Origin of the sequence: Rahnella sp. AA (assembly GCF_002834385.1) — a bacterium.
Taxonomy (GTDB): Bacteria; Pseudomonadota; Gammaproteobacteria; order Enterobacterales; family Enterobacteriaceae; genus Rahnella.
Genome location: NZ_PITQ01000007.1, coordinates 273,230 through 287,668 on the forward strand (window position 1 = coordinate 273,230; position 14,439 = coordinate 287,668).

Sequence of the window (14,439 nt, forward strand, 5' to 3'; positions counted from 1 at the left end):
TTGTACTGAGGAAATCCTAATGTCCAAAATCGTTAAAGTCATCGGTCGCGAAATCATCGATTCCCGTGGTAACCCGACTGTAGAAGCTGAAGTTCATCTGGAAGGTGGTTTTGTTGGTCTGGCTGCTGCGCCATCTGGTGCTTCTACCGGTTCCCGCGAAGCGCTGGAACTGCGTGACGGTGACAAATCCCGTTTCCTGGGCAAAGGCGTTCTGAAAGCCGTTGCTGCTGTTAACGGTCCAATTGCTCAGGCTGTATTGGGCAAAGACGCGAAAGACCAGGCTAACATCGATAAAATCATGATCGACCTGGACGGTACCGAAAACAAATCTAACTTCGGTGCTAACGCGATTCTGGCTGTTTCCCTGGCTGCTGCTAAAGCGGCTGCTGCTTCTAAAGGTCTGCCACTGTACGCTCACATCGCAGAACTGAACGGCACCCCAGGCAAATACTCTATGCCACTGCCTATGATGAACATCATCAACGGCGGCGAACACGCTGATAACAACGTTGATATTCAAGAGTTCATGATTCAGCCTGTTGGCGCGAAAACGCTGAAAGAAGCCATCCGTATGGGTTCTGAAGTTTTCCACACCCTGGCTAAAGTTCTGAAATCTAAAGGCATGGGTACTGCTGTGGGTGACGAAGGTGGCTACGCGCCAAACCTGGGTTCTAACGCAGAAGCTCTGGCTGTTATCGCAGAAGCAGTGAAAGCAGCAGGCTACGAACTGGGTAAAGACATCACCCTGGCGATGGACTGTGCAGCATCTGAATTCTACAAAGACGGTAAATATGTTCTGGCTGGCGAAGGCAACAAAGCCTTCACTTCTGAAGAGTTCACTCACTTCCTGGAAGACCTGACCAAACAGTACCCAATCGTTTCTATCGAAGACGGTCTGGACGAATCTGACTGGGCTGGCTTCGCTTACCAGACTAAAGTTCTGGGCGACAAAATCCAGCTGGTGGGTGACGATCTGTTCGTAACCAACACCAAAATCCTGAAAGAAGGTATCGACAAAGGCATCGTTAACTCCATCCTGATCAAATTCAACCAGATCGGTTCACTGACCGAAACTCTGGCTGCGATCAAAATGGCTAAAGATGCTGGCTACACTGCCGTTATCTCTCACCGTTCAGGCGAAACTGAAGATGCAACCATCGCTGACCTGGCGGTCGGTACTGCTGCAGGCCAGATCAAAACCGGTTCTATGAGCCGTTCTGACCGCGTTGCTAAATACAACCAGCTGATCCGTATCGAAGAAGCGCTGGCGGCACAGGGTACTCCTGCTCCGTTCAACGGTCTGAAAGAAGTTAAAGGTCAGTAATTACTGCCCCGTAACGCTTTCTTAAAAACCCGCTTCGGCGGGTTTTTTTATACCTGAAAGATAGCAACTGGCAAATCTGCCATACTCATTTACAGCACAAGTTTGGCCTCACCCGTCTTATCTGTGATAATGCGCGCTGATTTTTTAGAGATGACTGAGAAAACGATGCAGTACCCGATTAATGAGATGTTTGAAACCCTGCAAGGGGAAGGTTATTTTACCGGCGTGCCGGCGATTTTTGTGCGCCTGCAAGGCTGCCCGGTGGGTTGCAGCTGGTGCGACACCAAACACACCTGGGATAAAATTGCCGATCGGGAAGTCGATATGCAGCGCATTCTGGTCAAAACCGAAGAGAGTGATGCCTGGGGGAACGCGACGTCAGAACAGTTGCTGGACGTCATTGCACAACAGGGTTACACCGCCCGTCACGTGGTGATTACCGGCGGCGAGCCGTGTATTTATGACCTGACGGAGCTGACCTCTTTACTCGAGAAAAACGGCTTCAGCTGCCAGATTGAAACCAGCGGCACGCATGAAGTACGTTGTTCAGTAAACACCTGGGTCACTGTTTCACCTAAAGTGAATATGCGTGGCGGGTACGACATTTTGCCGCAGGCGTTGAAACGTGCTGATGAAGTGAAGCATCCGGTGGCGCGTCAGCGTGATATCGACGCGCTGGAAGCGTTGCTGGAAACGCTGACCGACAGCAAATCACGCATTATCGCGTTGCAACCTATCAGCCAAAAAGAAGAAGCCACCAAACTTTGCATTGCGACCTGCATTGCAAAGAACTGGCGGCTGTCGATGCAGACCCATAAATATCTCAACATCGCCTAATCCCCTGCATCCTTCGCGCTGCCTCTGCGTTGGCTGCTCTTATTCACCCCGGTCACTTACTGATGTAAGCTCCCGGGGATCATTCGTTTGCCGCCTTGATGCAACACGAATGATTTTGGGGATCGGATGGGATAGTTCAGCCTTTATAGACGCAACCCGCTGTGCAAGTTTCTTTCACGCGCACGGCGGAAAGCAAAGGCAGTTTCGGTTTCATTTCATTCCAGATCCATTCCGCCAGCACTTCGCTGGTTGGATTTTCCAGGCCAGGAATATCGTTGAGATAATAGTGGTCGAGGCGATCCAGCGTTGGGTTAAACGCAGCTTTCAGATCGGCGAAGTCCATTACCCAGCCTGTGTGCGGATCCACTTCACCCGTGATTTCTAAACGGACGGTGAAAGAGTGGCCATGCAACCGGCCGCATTTATGTCCGGCCGGGACGTGCGGTAAATGGTGTGCGGCTTCGAACTGAAAATCTTTAAATAATGTGGTGGTCATGAGGCTGTCTCGTTGCTCGAAAAAACGCGGCATAGTACCGGAATACCGGCTTACGTGCCATGACTTAACTGCGCTTTTCTTCACCAAATCCTGACTTTTACTCTCTTTACTCCGCCCGCATTGCTGGCTTACAGTGAGCCAGTAGAAACTAACCTGTTGAGATAGTGAATGATTACTGTGCTTCGTTGCGCTGTTCTGGCGTTGTTGTTCTCTGCAGGAGTCGGGGCAGAAACCATAGCACCGGCTCAGGAGCCCGCGCCAGTCGCGGCTAAAACGGTTCAACCTGTGGTAAAAGCGCCTTCTGTGGTCAAGCCTGCTGCCGCCAAAGTCCCTCTGACTTTCCCTCCGGGATCGGGTGTGCTGCATATTCCTCTGGCTGCGGGTAAAAAGCCTCTGGAAGTTTTTACTTACCAACCCGTCGGCGCTGATGAGACGACGCCGGTGGTGATGGTCATGACCGGCGTTGATCGTAACGCGGCGACGTACCGCAATGACTGGATGACCGTAGCTGATCAATACCACTTACGCGTGGTCGTGCCGCATTTCAGCGAGCAGGATTTCCCCGGTGCGGCTGGTTATAACCTGGGGAATCTGACAGACAGCAAAACGCATCGTCGTTTGCCAAAATCTCAGTGGGCATTCAGTATTGTCGATAACCTGTTTACCACCCTGCAAAAGCAGGGAGTGACCACCCAGAAGCAATATTATCTTTTTGGTAACAGCGCGGGCTGCCAGTTTGTACACCGTATGCTGACTTTGCTGCCTGAACCGAATGTCAAAGCCGCAGTGTGTGCGGCAGCGGGCTGGTGGACATTACCTGACACCGATCAGCATTGGCCTTACGGTCTGCGTGAAGCGCCGGTCGCGGTGAGCCAGCAGCAACTGAATGATTATTTCGCGAAACCGGTGCTGATTGCCGTCGGTGCGGATGATGATGACCCGGAGAATCATTTGCTGCGTAAATCCAAACAGGCGATGGCGCAGGGAGCTAACCGGCTGGAACGCGCGGAAAGCTATTTCACCACGTCCCAGCAGCGTGCCGAACAAAACAATACACCGTTTAACTGGCACTTTATGGATCTCTCTGACGTCGGGCACAGCGGCAGTAAAATGTCGGTCTTTGCCGCCGGTCAGTTCGCATGGTTTGAGCAGCATAACGCCTTCCATCTCTGAGACTTTGGTATAAAAGCCCTACCCTGAAAAAAATTCATCACCCCGCTTCGGCGGGGTTTTTCTTTTACTTTCCATTACGTTGAAAACGCCCGCGAACTGTGTGGGAAATTTTATAGCGATTTCAGTACGATAAAAAACACCCTTTACCACTTTTTCAGATAGACCTTACCGCTAAATCCTCTTAGTCATTTTGGTTATTTATTATTTCCATCACTTCTTTAATTGTTATTATCCGGCTCGTTAACCTTACACTTTCTGAAGGTCTTTTCTGCGCGCAGGCATCCCCTAAATGGCGCTGAAGGCCGGATTGATGACTGGCTTATGCACAAGGGAATTCGTACTGCGATGACGACTCAGGCTCCTCCAATTTCACTGCTCCCGCTGACCCCCGAGCAACTGGCACGACTTCAATCGGCAACGAGTGATTATTCACCGACTCAGATGGCCTGGCTCTCCGGCTATTTCTGGGGAATGGTTAACCAGCAGCCGGGCACCGTGGCCGCTCCGGTACCGGTGCAGGCAGCCGCGTCGGTTACCCTGATTTCAGCCTCGCAAACGGGCAACGCCCGTCGCGTGGCCGAACAGTTACGTGATGACCTGATCGCCGCAAAACTGAATGTGAATCTGGTGAATGCTGGTGATTACAAATTCAAGCAGATCGCGCAGGAAAAACTGCTGCTGATTGTGGCGTCAACGCAGGGCGAAGGCGAGCAGGCGGAAGAAGCCGTCGCGTTGCATAAATTCCTGCAATCCAAAAAAGCCCCGAAATTCACCGACACGGCCTTTGCGGTGTTCGCGCTTGGCGATACCTCTTATGAGTTTTTCTGCCAGGCCGGTAAAGACTTCGATACGCGTCTGGGCGAACTGGGCGCGGAACGTCTGTTAGACCGCGTGGATGCGGACGTTGAATATAAAGAGACTGCCGCCGGATGGCGCAAGCGTATTGTTGAAGTGCTGAAACAGCGTGTGCCAGCTGACATTTCCGCGCAAGCCGCGCCGACGCTGGCGGGCAGCGTGAATCAGGTCGACAGCAGCCCGTATGCGAAAGAAGCACCGCTGACGGCGACGCTGGCGGTGAACCAGAAAATCACCGGCCGCGATTCAGATAAAGATGTGCGCCATCTGGAAATCGATCTCGGTGATTCCGGTCTGCGTTACCAGCCGGGCGATGCGCTAGGGATCTGGTTTGAAAACGATCCGCAGCTGGTGCAGGAAGTCGTGGAATTGCTGTGGCTGAAAGGCGATGAGACGGTCGACATCAACGGTAAATCATTGCCGCTGTCTGAAGCCCTTCAGCACCATATCGAGCTGACGCAAAACACCACGCCGATCATTGAGAAATACGCCGCGCTTTGCCGCGACGAACATCTGACCGGATTGCTGGCCGACAAACCTGCGCTTTTGCAATACGCGCAAACCGTGCCGTTCGTTGACATGGTGCGCCGTGCACCGACTGAACTCGATGCTCAGCAGCTGGTGGATTTACTGCGTCCGCTGACCCCGCGCCTGTATTCGATTGCCTCGTCGCAGGCGGAAACCGAATCCGAAGTGCATATCACCGTCGGCGTTGTGCGTTATGACATTGATGGCCGCCCGCGTTCCGGTGGTGCGTCAGGGTATCTGGCTGACCGTCTGGAAGAAGACGGCGAAGTGAAAGTCTTCATCGAGCATAACGACAACTTCCGTCTGCCGGCTAATCCTGAAACGCCGGTCATTATGATCGGGCCGGGCACCGGGATTGCGCCGTTCCGCGCGTTCATCCAGCAGCGTGATAACGACGGGGCCAGCGGCAAAAACTGGCTGTTCTTCGGCAATCCGCACTTCACCGACGATTTCCTTTATCAGGTGGAATGGCAGCGCTACGTAAAAGACGGCCTGCTGACGAATATCAGCCTGGCGTGGTCGCGTGACCAGACAGAAAAAGTTTACGTACAGGACAAGCTGCGCGAGAGCGGCGCTGAAGTCTGGCAATGGCTGCAGGAAGGTGCGCATGTGTATGTTTGTGGTGACGCCAACCGTATGGCGAAAGACGTAGAGCAGGCGCTGCTGGAGATCATTGCCGAATATGGCGTGATGGATCTGGAAACCGCCGACGAATATCTCAGCGAGTTACGTCTGGATCGCCGCTATCAGCGTGACGTTTACTGATCTGGCGTTTATAAAAATTTGAGCGATGAGTAAAAACTTATGAGCAAAAAGTTGTGGAGTGAACTCAATCCCGGCCCCGGTCCGCTGATTGTCGATGCGCCTCTGGCCGACGCCGAACGCCTGAAAAAGGAAAGTAATTTCCTGCGTGGAACCATTGCCGATGATTTAAACGACGGCCTGACCGGCGGCTTCAACGGTGACAATTTCCTGTTGATCCGTTTCCACGGCATGTACCAGCAGGACGACCGCGATATTCGTGCAGAACGCGCTGAGCAAAAGCTGGAGCCGCGTCACGCCATGATGCTACGTTGCCGTCTGCCGGGTGGGGTAATGACGCCGGCGCAATGGCTTGGCATCGACAAATTTGCCGAAGACAGCACGCTGTACGGCAGCATCCGTATTACTAACCGTCAGACATTCCAGTTCCACGGCATTCTGAAACCAAACGTAAAACCGGTGCATCAGCTGCTGAATAAACTCGGTCTGGATGCGCTGGCGACCGCCAACGACGTTAACCGTAACGTGCTGTGTACGTCGAATCCGGTGGAGTCTGAGTTGCATCGCGAAGCCTATGAATGGGCGAAAAAGCTCTCCGAACATCTGCTGCCGCGCACCCGTGCTTACGCCGAAGTCTGGCTGGATCAGGAAAAAGTCGAAACCACCGACGAAGAGCCGATTCTGGGCGCGACTTACCTGCCACGTAAATTCAAAACGACCGTGGTGATCCCGCCGCAAAACGATGTCGATCTTCATGCGAACGATCTGAACTTCGTGGCGATTGCGGATAACGGCAAACTGATTGGTTTTAACGTACTGGTCGGCGGCGGTCTTTCCATCGCACACGGCGATAAAGCCACTTACGCGCGAACTGCCAGCGAGCTGGGCTTTATCCCGCTGGAGAAAACGCTGGCCGTGGCCGAAGCCGTGGTGACCACGCAGCGGGACTGGGGTAACCGTACCAACCGTAAAAATGCCAAAACGAAATACACGCTGGAACGCGTTGGCGTGCCGGTATTCAAAGCCGAAGTGGAAAAGCGCGCAGGGATTCAGTTCGCTGAAATCCGCCCTTACGAATTCACCGGCCGCGGCGATCGTATCGGCTGGGTGAAAGGCATAGACAAACAGTGGCACCTGACCCTGTTTATCGAAAACGGCCGTATCCTGGATTATCCGGGCAGGTCGCTGAAAACCGGTCTGGCAGAAATTGCTAAGATTCACAAAGGTGATTTCAGGCTAACTGCTAATCAGAACCTGATCGTCGCCGGTGTCGCCGAAAAAGACAAAGACGCGATCGAAACGCTGGCGCGTAATCACGGACTGATCGACGACGGCGTAACCGAGCAGCGTAAAAACTCAATGGCCTGCGTGTCTTACCCGACGTGTCCGCTGGCGATGGCGGAAGCCGAACGTTTCCTGCCGGAGTTTGTGACCAAAGTGGAAGGCATTATGCACGGTCATGGCGTGGGTGATGAACATATCGTTCTGCGCGTGACCGGCTGCCCGAACGGCTGTGGCCGCGCGTTGCTGGCGGAAATTGGTCTGGTGGGCAAAGCCCTCAACCGTTACAACCTGCACCTCGGCGGTAACCGCGCTGGGACGCGCATTCCCCGGATGTACCGCGAAAATATTTCAGACGCAGAGATCCTGACGATCATCGACGAACTGGTAGGTCGCTGGGCAACAGAGCGTGAAACCGGGGAAGGTTTTGGTGATTTTGTGATCCGCGCGGGGATCATCCGGCCGGTGCTTGATCCGGCACGTGATTTCTACGATTAACCGTTACGACTGACAGGAGGCACCATGAGTTCATTGAATCTGACTCTGGCCGAACTGAACGACATGCCGAAGTCCGGACAGGCCATGGCGTTGGCGGAGATTAACGTCAGCCTTGAAAAGCTGTCTGCGCAGGAGCGTGTGCAGTGGGCGCTGGAGAATATGCCCGGTGAGTTTGCGTTGTCCTCCAGTTTTGGTATCCAGGCGGCGGTGAGCCTGCATTTGGTGACGCAGCAGAGACCCGACATTCCGGTTATCCTCACGGATACCGGTTATCTGTTCCCGGAAACCTATCAGTTCATTGATTCGTTAACCGAACAGCTCGGCCTGAACCTGCAGATCTTCCGCGCGGAGCAATCCCCCGCCTGGCAGGAAGCGCGTTACGGCAAACTGTGGGAGCAGGGCGTCGAAGGCATTGAGAAGTACAACCACATCAATAAAGTTGAGCCGATGAATCGCGCGATTCAAACGCTCGGCGTGCAGACCTGGTTCGCCGGTCTGCGGCGCGAACAGTCCGGCAGCCGTGCGCATCTGCCGGTGCTGGCGGTTCAGCGTGGTGTGTTTAAGATCCTGCCGATCATCGACTGGGATAACCGTCAGGTCTTCCAGTACCTGAAAGAACATGGCCTCAGCTACCATCCGCTGTGGGATCAGGGATATCTTTCCGTCGGTGATACCCACACCACGAAAAAGTGGGAAGAAGGGATGAAGGAAGAAGAAACGCGTTTCTTTGGGCTTAAACGAGAGTGCGGCCTTCACGAATGACAGAGAAAAAAACGGACGCTAAAAGCGTCCGTTTTCTTTCGTTCGTCAGGCGTGTTTCGCCGGTTTCGCCAGATCCCTGAGCAGCGGGAACAACACTTTCACGGTATCCCGCGAGCGTTTCTCAATACGTCCCGGTAGCGCGATATCCAGGTATTGCAGGTTATCGAACTGGCTCTGATAGCGTGTCGTGCCCAGCGGGAAGTGGCTGCTGACGGCGCGTTGCTGTTCGCCGTCTTTCTTGCCTAACGCGTAGTTGGTAGCCGTCACGTTCAGCAGCGGCAATCGTGCTTCATCCAGTGCCGTGATGCCATCGCAGCAATGCGTATTATCATGGCTTTCCGCCGGGATCCCCAGACTGTGCGCAATCTTGATAGCGCGGACGCGGGTTAGTTTTGCCACCGCCGCCGACGTATTCACGCCGCTGTTGAAATACAGCCTGTCGCCGGTAATCAGTGAATTCAGGTTGATCACCAGCAGCGTGTTTTTCTTCTCTTCGGCGCTCATGCGCTTCACGAAATCTTCCGCCCCTTTCGCACCGGTTTCTTCGGCACTCAGCGCCACAAAGCGCAGGCTGTAATGCGTTGGAATTGCCTGCATGCGTTCGGCCAGTTCAAGCATCACACCAACACCTGATGCGTTATCGTCAACACCCTGCAAAGTCAGGCCGCCAAGATTATGGTTGGTGTCGCTGTCGCTTTGCGGCACATAAGTATCAAAGTGCGCCATCACAATAATCTGCTGCGGAACGTCGCCGGCACGCGCGGCAATAACGGACGTGGCGTGAATATTCTGCCAGTTCTTTTTGCCGTCGTTGCTGGTGTACAGGTAACGGGTATCGAATCCGCGCAAATCGCTCTTATAGCCCAATTTGCTAAATTGTTGTTTGAGGTAGTCTGCTGCAATCAATTCTGCAGGGCTGCCGGCCATACGCCCTGGGAAATAGGTGGCAATGTGGCGAATTTGCTGATTGGCGATTTCGCCTATCGCCGGAAGCGAGGGGGTAGCAGCAATCGCATGGCCCACGCAAACGCTGCTCAGGCTCACAGCCAGGAGCGTTAGCTTCATGCGTAAAAGAGAGAACATACCAAAAATCCTTATTTGCTGGCGCATTCGGCCAGAAGGCAATCAAAACGGCAGGCCGCGTGTGGCGGTCTTTCTGGGGCATATAGTATGCGATTGTCAGCGCCATTAGACAATTTCCCGTTATCTCAAACCGCTCTTTTTGTCGGCCTATATTCCATTTAGTAACTAATCATTCCTTTTCGTCATTTCAGATCAATTATTGCCTGCACGTATAGTTTGTTTATTAATCCTGATAATCAATAAAGGCTTTTGTGGACTATCTACCAATATTTGCCGACCTCAAACAACGCCCTGTGCTGGTTGTTGGTGGCGGCGAAATCGCTGCTCGCAAAATTGATCTTCTCCTGCGGGCGGGTGCGCAAGTACGGATAGTCGCACAGGCACTTTCTCCCGAGCTGGAACAACGCAGGCAGGCCGCTGAAATCAGCTGGTCCGCGCAGGCTTTTCTTCCTGAACAACTCGACGATGTTTTTCTGGTGATTGCCGCGACGGATGATGTTGCGCTGAATGCTGAAGTATTTGAGCAGGCTAATCAGCGACACGTTCTGGCGAATGTGGTTGATGATCAGCCCAGGTGTTCCTTCATTTTCCCCTCGATTGTCGATCGTTCGCCGATTGTGGTTGCCATTTCTTCCAGCGGTAAAGCGCCGGTGCTGGCAAGAATGCTGCGTGAAAAGCTGGAAACTCTGCTGCCGAATAGCCTGGGACAAATGGCGGATATCGCGGGCCGCTGGCGCGAAAATGTTAAAATGCAATTTAGCTCAATGCGTGCGCGCCGTCGTTTCTGGGAGCAGCTGTTTGTCGGGCGGTTTGCCAGCCTCGCCTCTTCGGGAAAGCTCGCAGAAGCTGAGCAGGCTTTGCAACAGCAATTAGAAAGTGCGGAAGACGTCTCGCATAACGGTAATGTTACGCTGGTCGGCGCAGGGCCGGGTGATGCAGGATTGCTCACCTTGCGCGGTTTGCAGGTCATGCAACAGGCTGACGTGGTGCTATATGATTATCTGGTCAGCGACGATGTGCTGGACTTAGTTCGTCGTGATGCCGATAAAATTTGCGTCGGGAAGCGGGCTGGCAGTCATTCCGTATCGCAGGAAGAAACTAACCGCCTGCTGGTCGAACTTGCGCAGCAGGGGAAAAAGGTTGTGCGACTAAAAGGCGGTGATCCGTTCATTTTTGGTCGCGGCGGCGAGGAATTGCAGGCGGTGAAAGCGGCGGGTATTCCTTTCCAGGTTGTCCCCGGTGTCACCGCAGCGGCGGGTGCGACCGCCTATGCTGGCATTCCGCTGACTCATCGCGATTACGCGCAGAGCGTGATGTTTGTGACGGGGCATTGCCGCTCTGATGACAACGGCGTGCAGTGGGAAACGCTCGCAAAGGGAAAACAAACGCTGGCGATTTATATGGGCACGCTTAAAGCCGCTGAAATCAGCCAGCAACTGATCGCTCATGGCCGCGCAGCACATACACCCGTCGCCGTGATTGGACGGGGAACGCGTAGCGATCAGCAGGTGCTGACCGGCACGCTCGATAATCTTGAATATCTGGCTCAACAGGCGCCGACACCGGCGTTACTGGTGATTGGTGAAGTAGTTGCACTTCATCAGCAACTGGCTTGGTTTGGGCATCATCCTGAGACTGACGGCACTCAACGCCCGTCGGTTGTGAATTTGGCTTAAAGGATCTGTTATGGACGAAAAACGACTGACTCATTTGCGGCAACTGGAGGCGGAGAGTATCCATATCATCCGTGAAGTGGCTGCTGAATTCGCCAACCCGGTGATGATGTATTCCATCGGGAAAGACTCCTCGGTGATGCTGCATCTGGCTCGCAAAGCCTTCTTCCCGGGTACGCTGCCATTCCCGCTGTTGCACGTGGACACTGGCTGGAAATTCCGTGAGATGTACGAATTCCGTGACCGTACTGCGAAAAACTACGGTTTCGAGCTGCTGGTACATAAAAACCCGGAAGGCGTGGCGATGGGCATCAATCCGTTCGTTCACGGTAGCGCTAAACATACGGATATCATGAAAACCGAAGGGCTGAAACAGGCGCTGAACAAATACGGTTTTGACGCAGCTTTCGGCGGCGCACGCCGTGACGAAGAAAAATCCCGTGCCAAAGAACGTATTTACTCGTTCCGTGACCGTTTCCACCGCTGGGATCCGAAAAACCAGCGTCCGGAGTTGTGGCACAACTACAACGGCCAGATTAACAAAGGCGAAAGCATCCGCGTGTTCCCGCTTTCCAATTGGACTGAGCTGGATATCTGGCAGTACATCTATCTGGAAAATATTGAAATCGTTCCGCTCTATCTGGCCGCGCCGCGTCCGGTTCTCGAGCGTGACGGCATGCTGCTGATGGTGGATGACGATCGTATTGATCTCCAGCCTGGTGAAGTGATCGAGAAGAAAATGGTGCGCTTCCGTACGCTGGGTTGCTGGCCGCTGACCGGTGCCGTGGAATCCGAAGCGCAAACACTGCCGGAAATCATTGAAGAGATGCTGGTTTCCACTACCAGTGAGCGTCAGGGACGGGCGATCGATCGCGATCAGGCCGGTTCGATGGAACTGAAAAAGCGTCAAGGGTACTTCTGAGGAACCGCAGCTAATGAATAACGCAATTGCACAACAAATCGCGGAGCAGGGCGGCGTCGAAGCTTACCTGCACGCCCAGCAACACAAAAGCCTGCTGCGCTTCCTGACCTGTGGCAGCGTCGATGACGGGAAAAGTACGCTGATCGGGCGTCTGCTTCACGACACCCGCCAGATCTACGAAGATCAGCTGTCTTCGCTGCACAATGACAGCAAGCGCCACGGCACGCAGGGCGAAAAACTGGATCTGGCCCTGCTGGTTGATGGCCTGCAGGCAGAACGCGAGCAGGGTATTACCATCGATGTGGCTTATCGTTATTTCTCCACTGAAAAACGTAAGTTCATCATCGCGGACACGCCGGGGCACGAACAATACACCCGTAATATGGCGACTGGCGCATCGACCTGCGATCTGGCGATCCTGCTGATCGACGCCCGTAAAGGCGTGTTGGATCAAACCCGCCGTCACAGCTTTATTGCGACTTTGCTCGGGATCCGCCATCTGGTTGTTGCTGTAAACAAAATGGATCTGGTGGATTTCAGCGAGTCTGTGTACGAGCAGTTTAAACAGGATTATCTGGATTTCGCTCAGCAACTGCCGACCGATCTGGACATCAAATTCGTTCCGCTTTCCGCACTGGAAGGCGATAACGTGGCGACGCCAAGCGAGAAAATGAGCTGGTATACCGGACCAACGCTGCTCGACGTGCTGGAAACGGTCAACATCATTAACATCCGTGAACAGCAACCGATGCGTTTCCCGGTCCAGTATGTGAACCGCCCAAACCTCGATTTCCGCGGCTATGCCGGTACGCTGGCTTCCGGCTCCGTCCGCGTAGGCCAGAAAGTGAAAGTTCTGCCGTCGGGTGTGGAATCTACTGTGGCACGTATCGTGACTTTCGACGGTGACTTGCAGGAAGCCTGGGCAGGAGAAGCGATTACGCTGGTGCTGGCCGATGAACGTGATATCAGCCGTGGCGATACGCTGGTGGATGCCGGTGAAACCGTGAAACCGGTGCAGAATGCGAAAGTTGACGTGGTGTGGATGGCGGAACAACCGCTGAGCGTCGGCCAGAGTTATGACATCAAAGTCGGTGGCAAGAAAGCCCGCGCGCGGGTGGAAAACATTGAGTATCAGGTTGAGATCAACTCACTGACTCAGCGCGTAGTGGAAAACCTGCCGCTTAACGGTATCGGTCTGGTTGAACTGACCTTTGACGAACCGCTGGTGCTGGATAACTATCAGAGCAACGCGGTGACCGGCGGAATGATCTTTATCGATCGTTTGACCAATGTGACTGTCGGGGCGGGGCTGGTACGCGAAGCTGTTGAACAGGTTTATCAGGAATCGGATAAATACAGCACCTTTGAACTGGAATTAAATAGCTTGATCCGCCGCCACTTCCCGCACTGGGGCGCGCGTGATTTGCTGGGTGGCAAATAAGATGGCGTTGCAGGGTGACTCTTTCTTAAAAGACGATAATGTTGTCTGGCATCCGCACGCGGTGACGCGCGCGGATCGCGAAAAACAACATGGCCATCGTGGTGCGGTGCTGTGGTTTACCGGGCTTTCGGGCTCGGGGAAATCTACGGTGGCGGGCGCGCTGGAACAAGCGCTACATGCGCAGGGTATCAGCACGTATCTTCTTGATGGCGATAACGTTCGTCATGGGCTTTGTCGTGATTTAGGGTTTACCGACGACGACCGCCGCGAAAATATCCGTCGGGTCGGCGAAGTGGCAAAACTGATGGTGGATGCCGGGCAGGTTGTGCTGACGGCCTTCATTTCTCCTCATCGCGCTGAGCGGGACATGGTGCGTGATTTGCTGGAAGATGGGCAGTTCATCGAAGTCTTTGTAGATACGCCTCTGGCAATTTGCGAAGCACGTGATCCGAAAGGTTTGTATAAGAAAGCCCGTGCCGGTGAGCTGAAGAATTTCACCGGGATTGACTCTGAATATCAGCCCCCTGAAACCCCGGATGTGCACCTTAATGGTGAACAATTGGTAACACATTTAGTCCCGCAATTATTAGATGTGATGCGCCAGCGCGCTATTATCAATCCCTGAATGTTGCCGGCCAAACGCCTGAGAGCGGGCCGGTTTACACTGAAATACAGGGATCACCTATGCAGGCTTTACTCAGCAGACTTGTCAGCCGGATCCGCGTGGATCGTACCGGGGAAATAACCCACCGGGCGCAGCGGCTGGCGCAGATAACAGACAGTTTGGACACCGAAGAACCCTCC

At 53.8% G+C, this 14,439-nt stretch carries 12 protein-coding genes; 10 read left to right on the forward strand and 2 right to left on the reverse strand.

The window, feature by feature from the left end; translation table 11 throughout:
• Positions 1-19 precede the first annotated feature (19 nt).
• Complete coding sequence (gene eno / locus CWS43_RS17970; RefSeq protein WP_101078452.1) at positions 20-1,324, forward strand: phosphopyruvate hydratase; 1,305 nt, start codon at positions 20-22, stop codon at positions 1,322-1,324.
• Positions 1,325-1,489: 165 nt separating this feature from the next.
• Positions 1,490-2,161, forward strand: coding sequence for a 7-carboxy-7-deazaguanine synthase QueE (gene queE / locus CWS43_RS17975; RefSeq protein WP_101078526.1), 672 nt, complete (start codon positions 1,490-1,492; stop codon positions 2,159-2,161).
• A 136-nt stretch (positions 2,162-2,297) separates the two neighbouring features.
• Here queE and queD read toward each other — a convergent pair whose 3' ends face one another.
• The gene (gene queD, locus CWS43_RS17980) at positions 2,298-2,657 is read right to left on the reverse strand and encodes a 6-carboxytetrahydropterin synthase QueD (RefSeq protein ID WP_101078527.1); all 360 of its coding nucleotides are present in this window, start codon (positions 2,655-2,657) and stop codon (positions 2,298-2,300) included.
• Between the two features lie 168 nt (positions 2,658-2,825).
• Here queD and CWS43_RS17985 point away from each other — a divergent pair, with 168 nt between their 5' ends.
• The 4 genes from CWS43_RS17985 (at position 2,826) to CWS43_RS18000 (ending at position 8,516) form a co-directional block, all read left to right on the forward strand.
• The gene (locus tag CWS43_RS17985; protein ID WP_101078453.1) at positions 2,826-3,830 is read left to right on the forward strand and encodes a hypothetical protein; all 1,005 of its coding nucleotides are present in this window, start codon (positions 2,826-2,828) and stop codon (positions 3,828-3,830) included.
• Between the two features lie 345 nt (positions 3,831-4,175).
• Positions 4,176-5,978 (forward strand): NADPH-dependent assimilatory sulfite reductase flavoprotein subunit, encoded by a 1,803-nt coding sequence (cysJ, locus tag CWS43_RS17990; protein WP_101078454.1) that lies wholly within the window; start codon positions 4,176-4,178, stop codon positions 5,976-5,978.
• Between the two features lie 39 nt (positions 5,979-6,017).
• Entirely contained in the window at positions 6,018-7,754 is a 1,737-nt protein-coding gene (cysI, locus tag CWS43_RS17995) for an assimilatory sulfite reductase (NADPH) hemoprotein subunit (protein WP_101078455.1), read from the forward strand.
• A 24-nt stretch (positions 7,755-7,778) separates the two neighbouring features.
• Positions 7,779-8,516 carry a phosphoadenylyl-sulfate reductase gene (locus tag CWS43_RS18000; RefSeq protein WP_101078456.1) on the forward strand — a complete coding sequence of 246 codons (738 nt, stop codon included), beginning with the start codon at positions 7,779-7,781 and terminating at the stop codon, positions 8,514-8,516.
• Positions 8,517-8,561: 45 nt separating this feature from the next.
• Here CWS43_RS18000 and CWS43_RS18005 read toward each other — a convergent pair whose 3' ends face one another.
• Positions 8,562-9,599, reverse strand: a complete 1,038-nt coding sequence (locus CWS43_RS18005) for an aminopeptidase (protein ID WP_101078457.1) — start codon at positions 9,597-9,599, stop codon at positions 8,562-8,564.
• A 251-nt stretch (positions 9,600-9,850) separates the two neighbouring features.
• Between CWS43_RS18005 and cysG the strand changes: the two genes are divergently transcribed.
• From cysG to cysC, 4 genes are read left to right on the forward strand one after another with little or no spacing between them, the layout of a single operon-like run.
• Entirely contained in the window at positions 9,851-11,275 is a 1,425-nt protein-coding gene (gene cysG / locus CWS43_RS18010; RefSeq protein ID WP_101078458.1) for a siroheme synthase CysG, read from the forward strand.
• Between the two features lie 10 nt (positions 11,276-11,285).
• The gene (cysD, locus tag CWS43_RS18015) at positions 11,286-12,194 is read left to right on the forward strand and encodes a sulfate adenylyltransferase subunit CysD (RefSeq protein WP_101078459.1); all 909 of its coding nucleotides are present in this window, start codon (positions 11,286-11,288) and stop codon (positions 12,192-12,194) included.
• Positions 12,195-12,207: 13 nt separating this feature from the next.
• Positions 12,208-13,635 (forward strand): sulfate adenylyltransferase subunit CysN, encoded by a 1,428-nt coding sequence (gene cysN / locus CWS43_RS18020; RefSeq protein ID WP_101078460.1) that lies wholly within the window; start codon positions 12,208-12,210, stop codon positions 13,633-13,635.
• Position 13,636: 1 nt separating this feature from the next.
• Positions 13,637-14,260, forward strand: coding sequence for an adenylyl-sulfate kinase (gene cysC, locus CWS43_RS18025; RefSeq protein ID WP_101078461.1), 624 nt, complete (start codon positions 13,637-13,639; stop codon positions 14,258-14,260).
• The last annotated feature ends 179 nt before the right edge of the window (positions 14,261-14,439 follow it).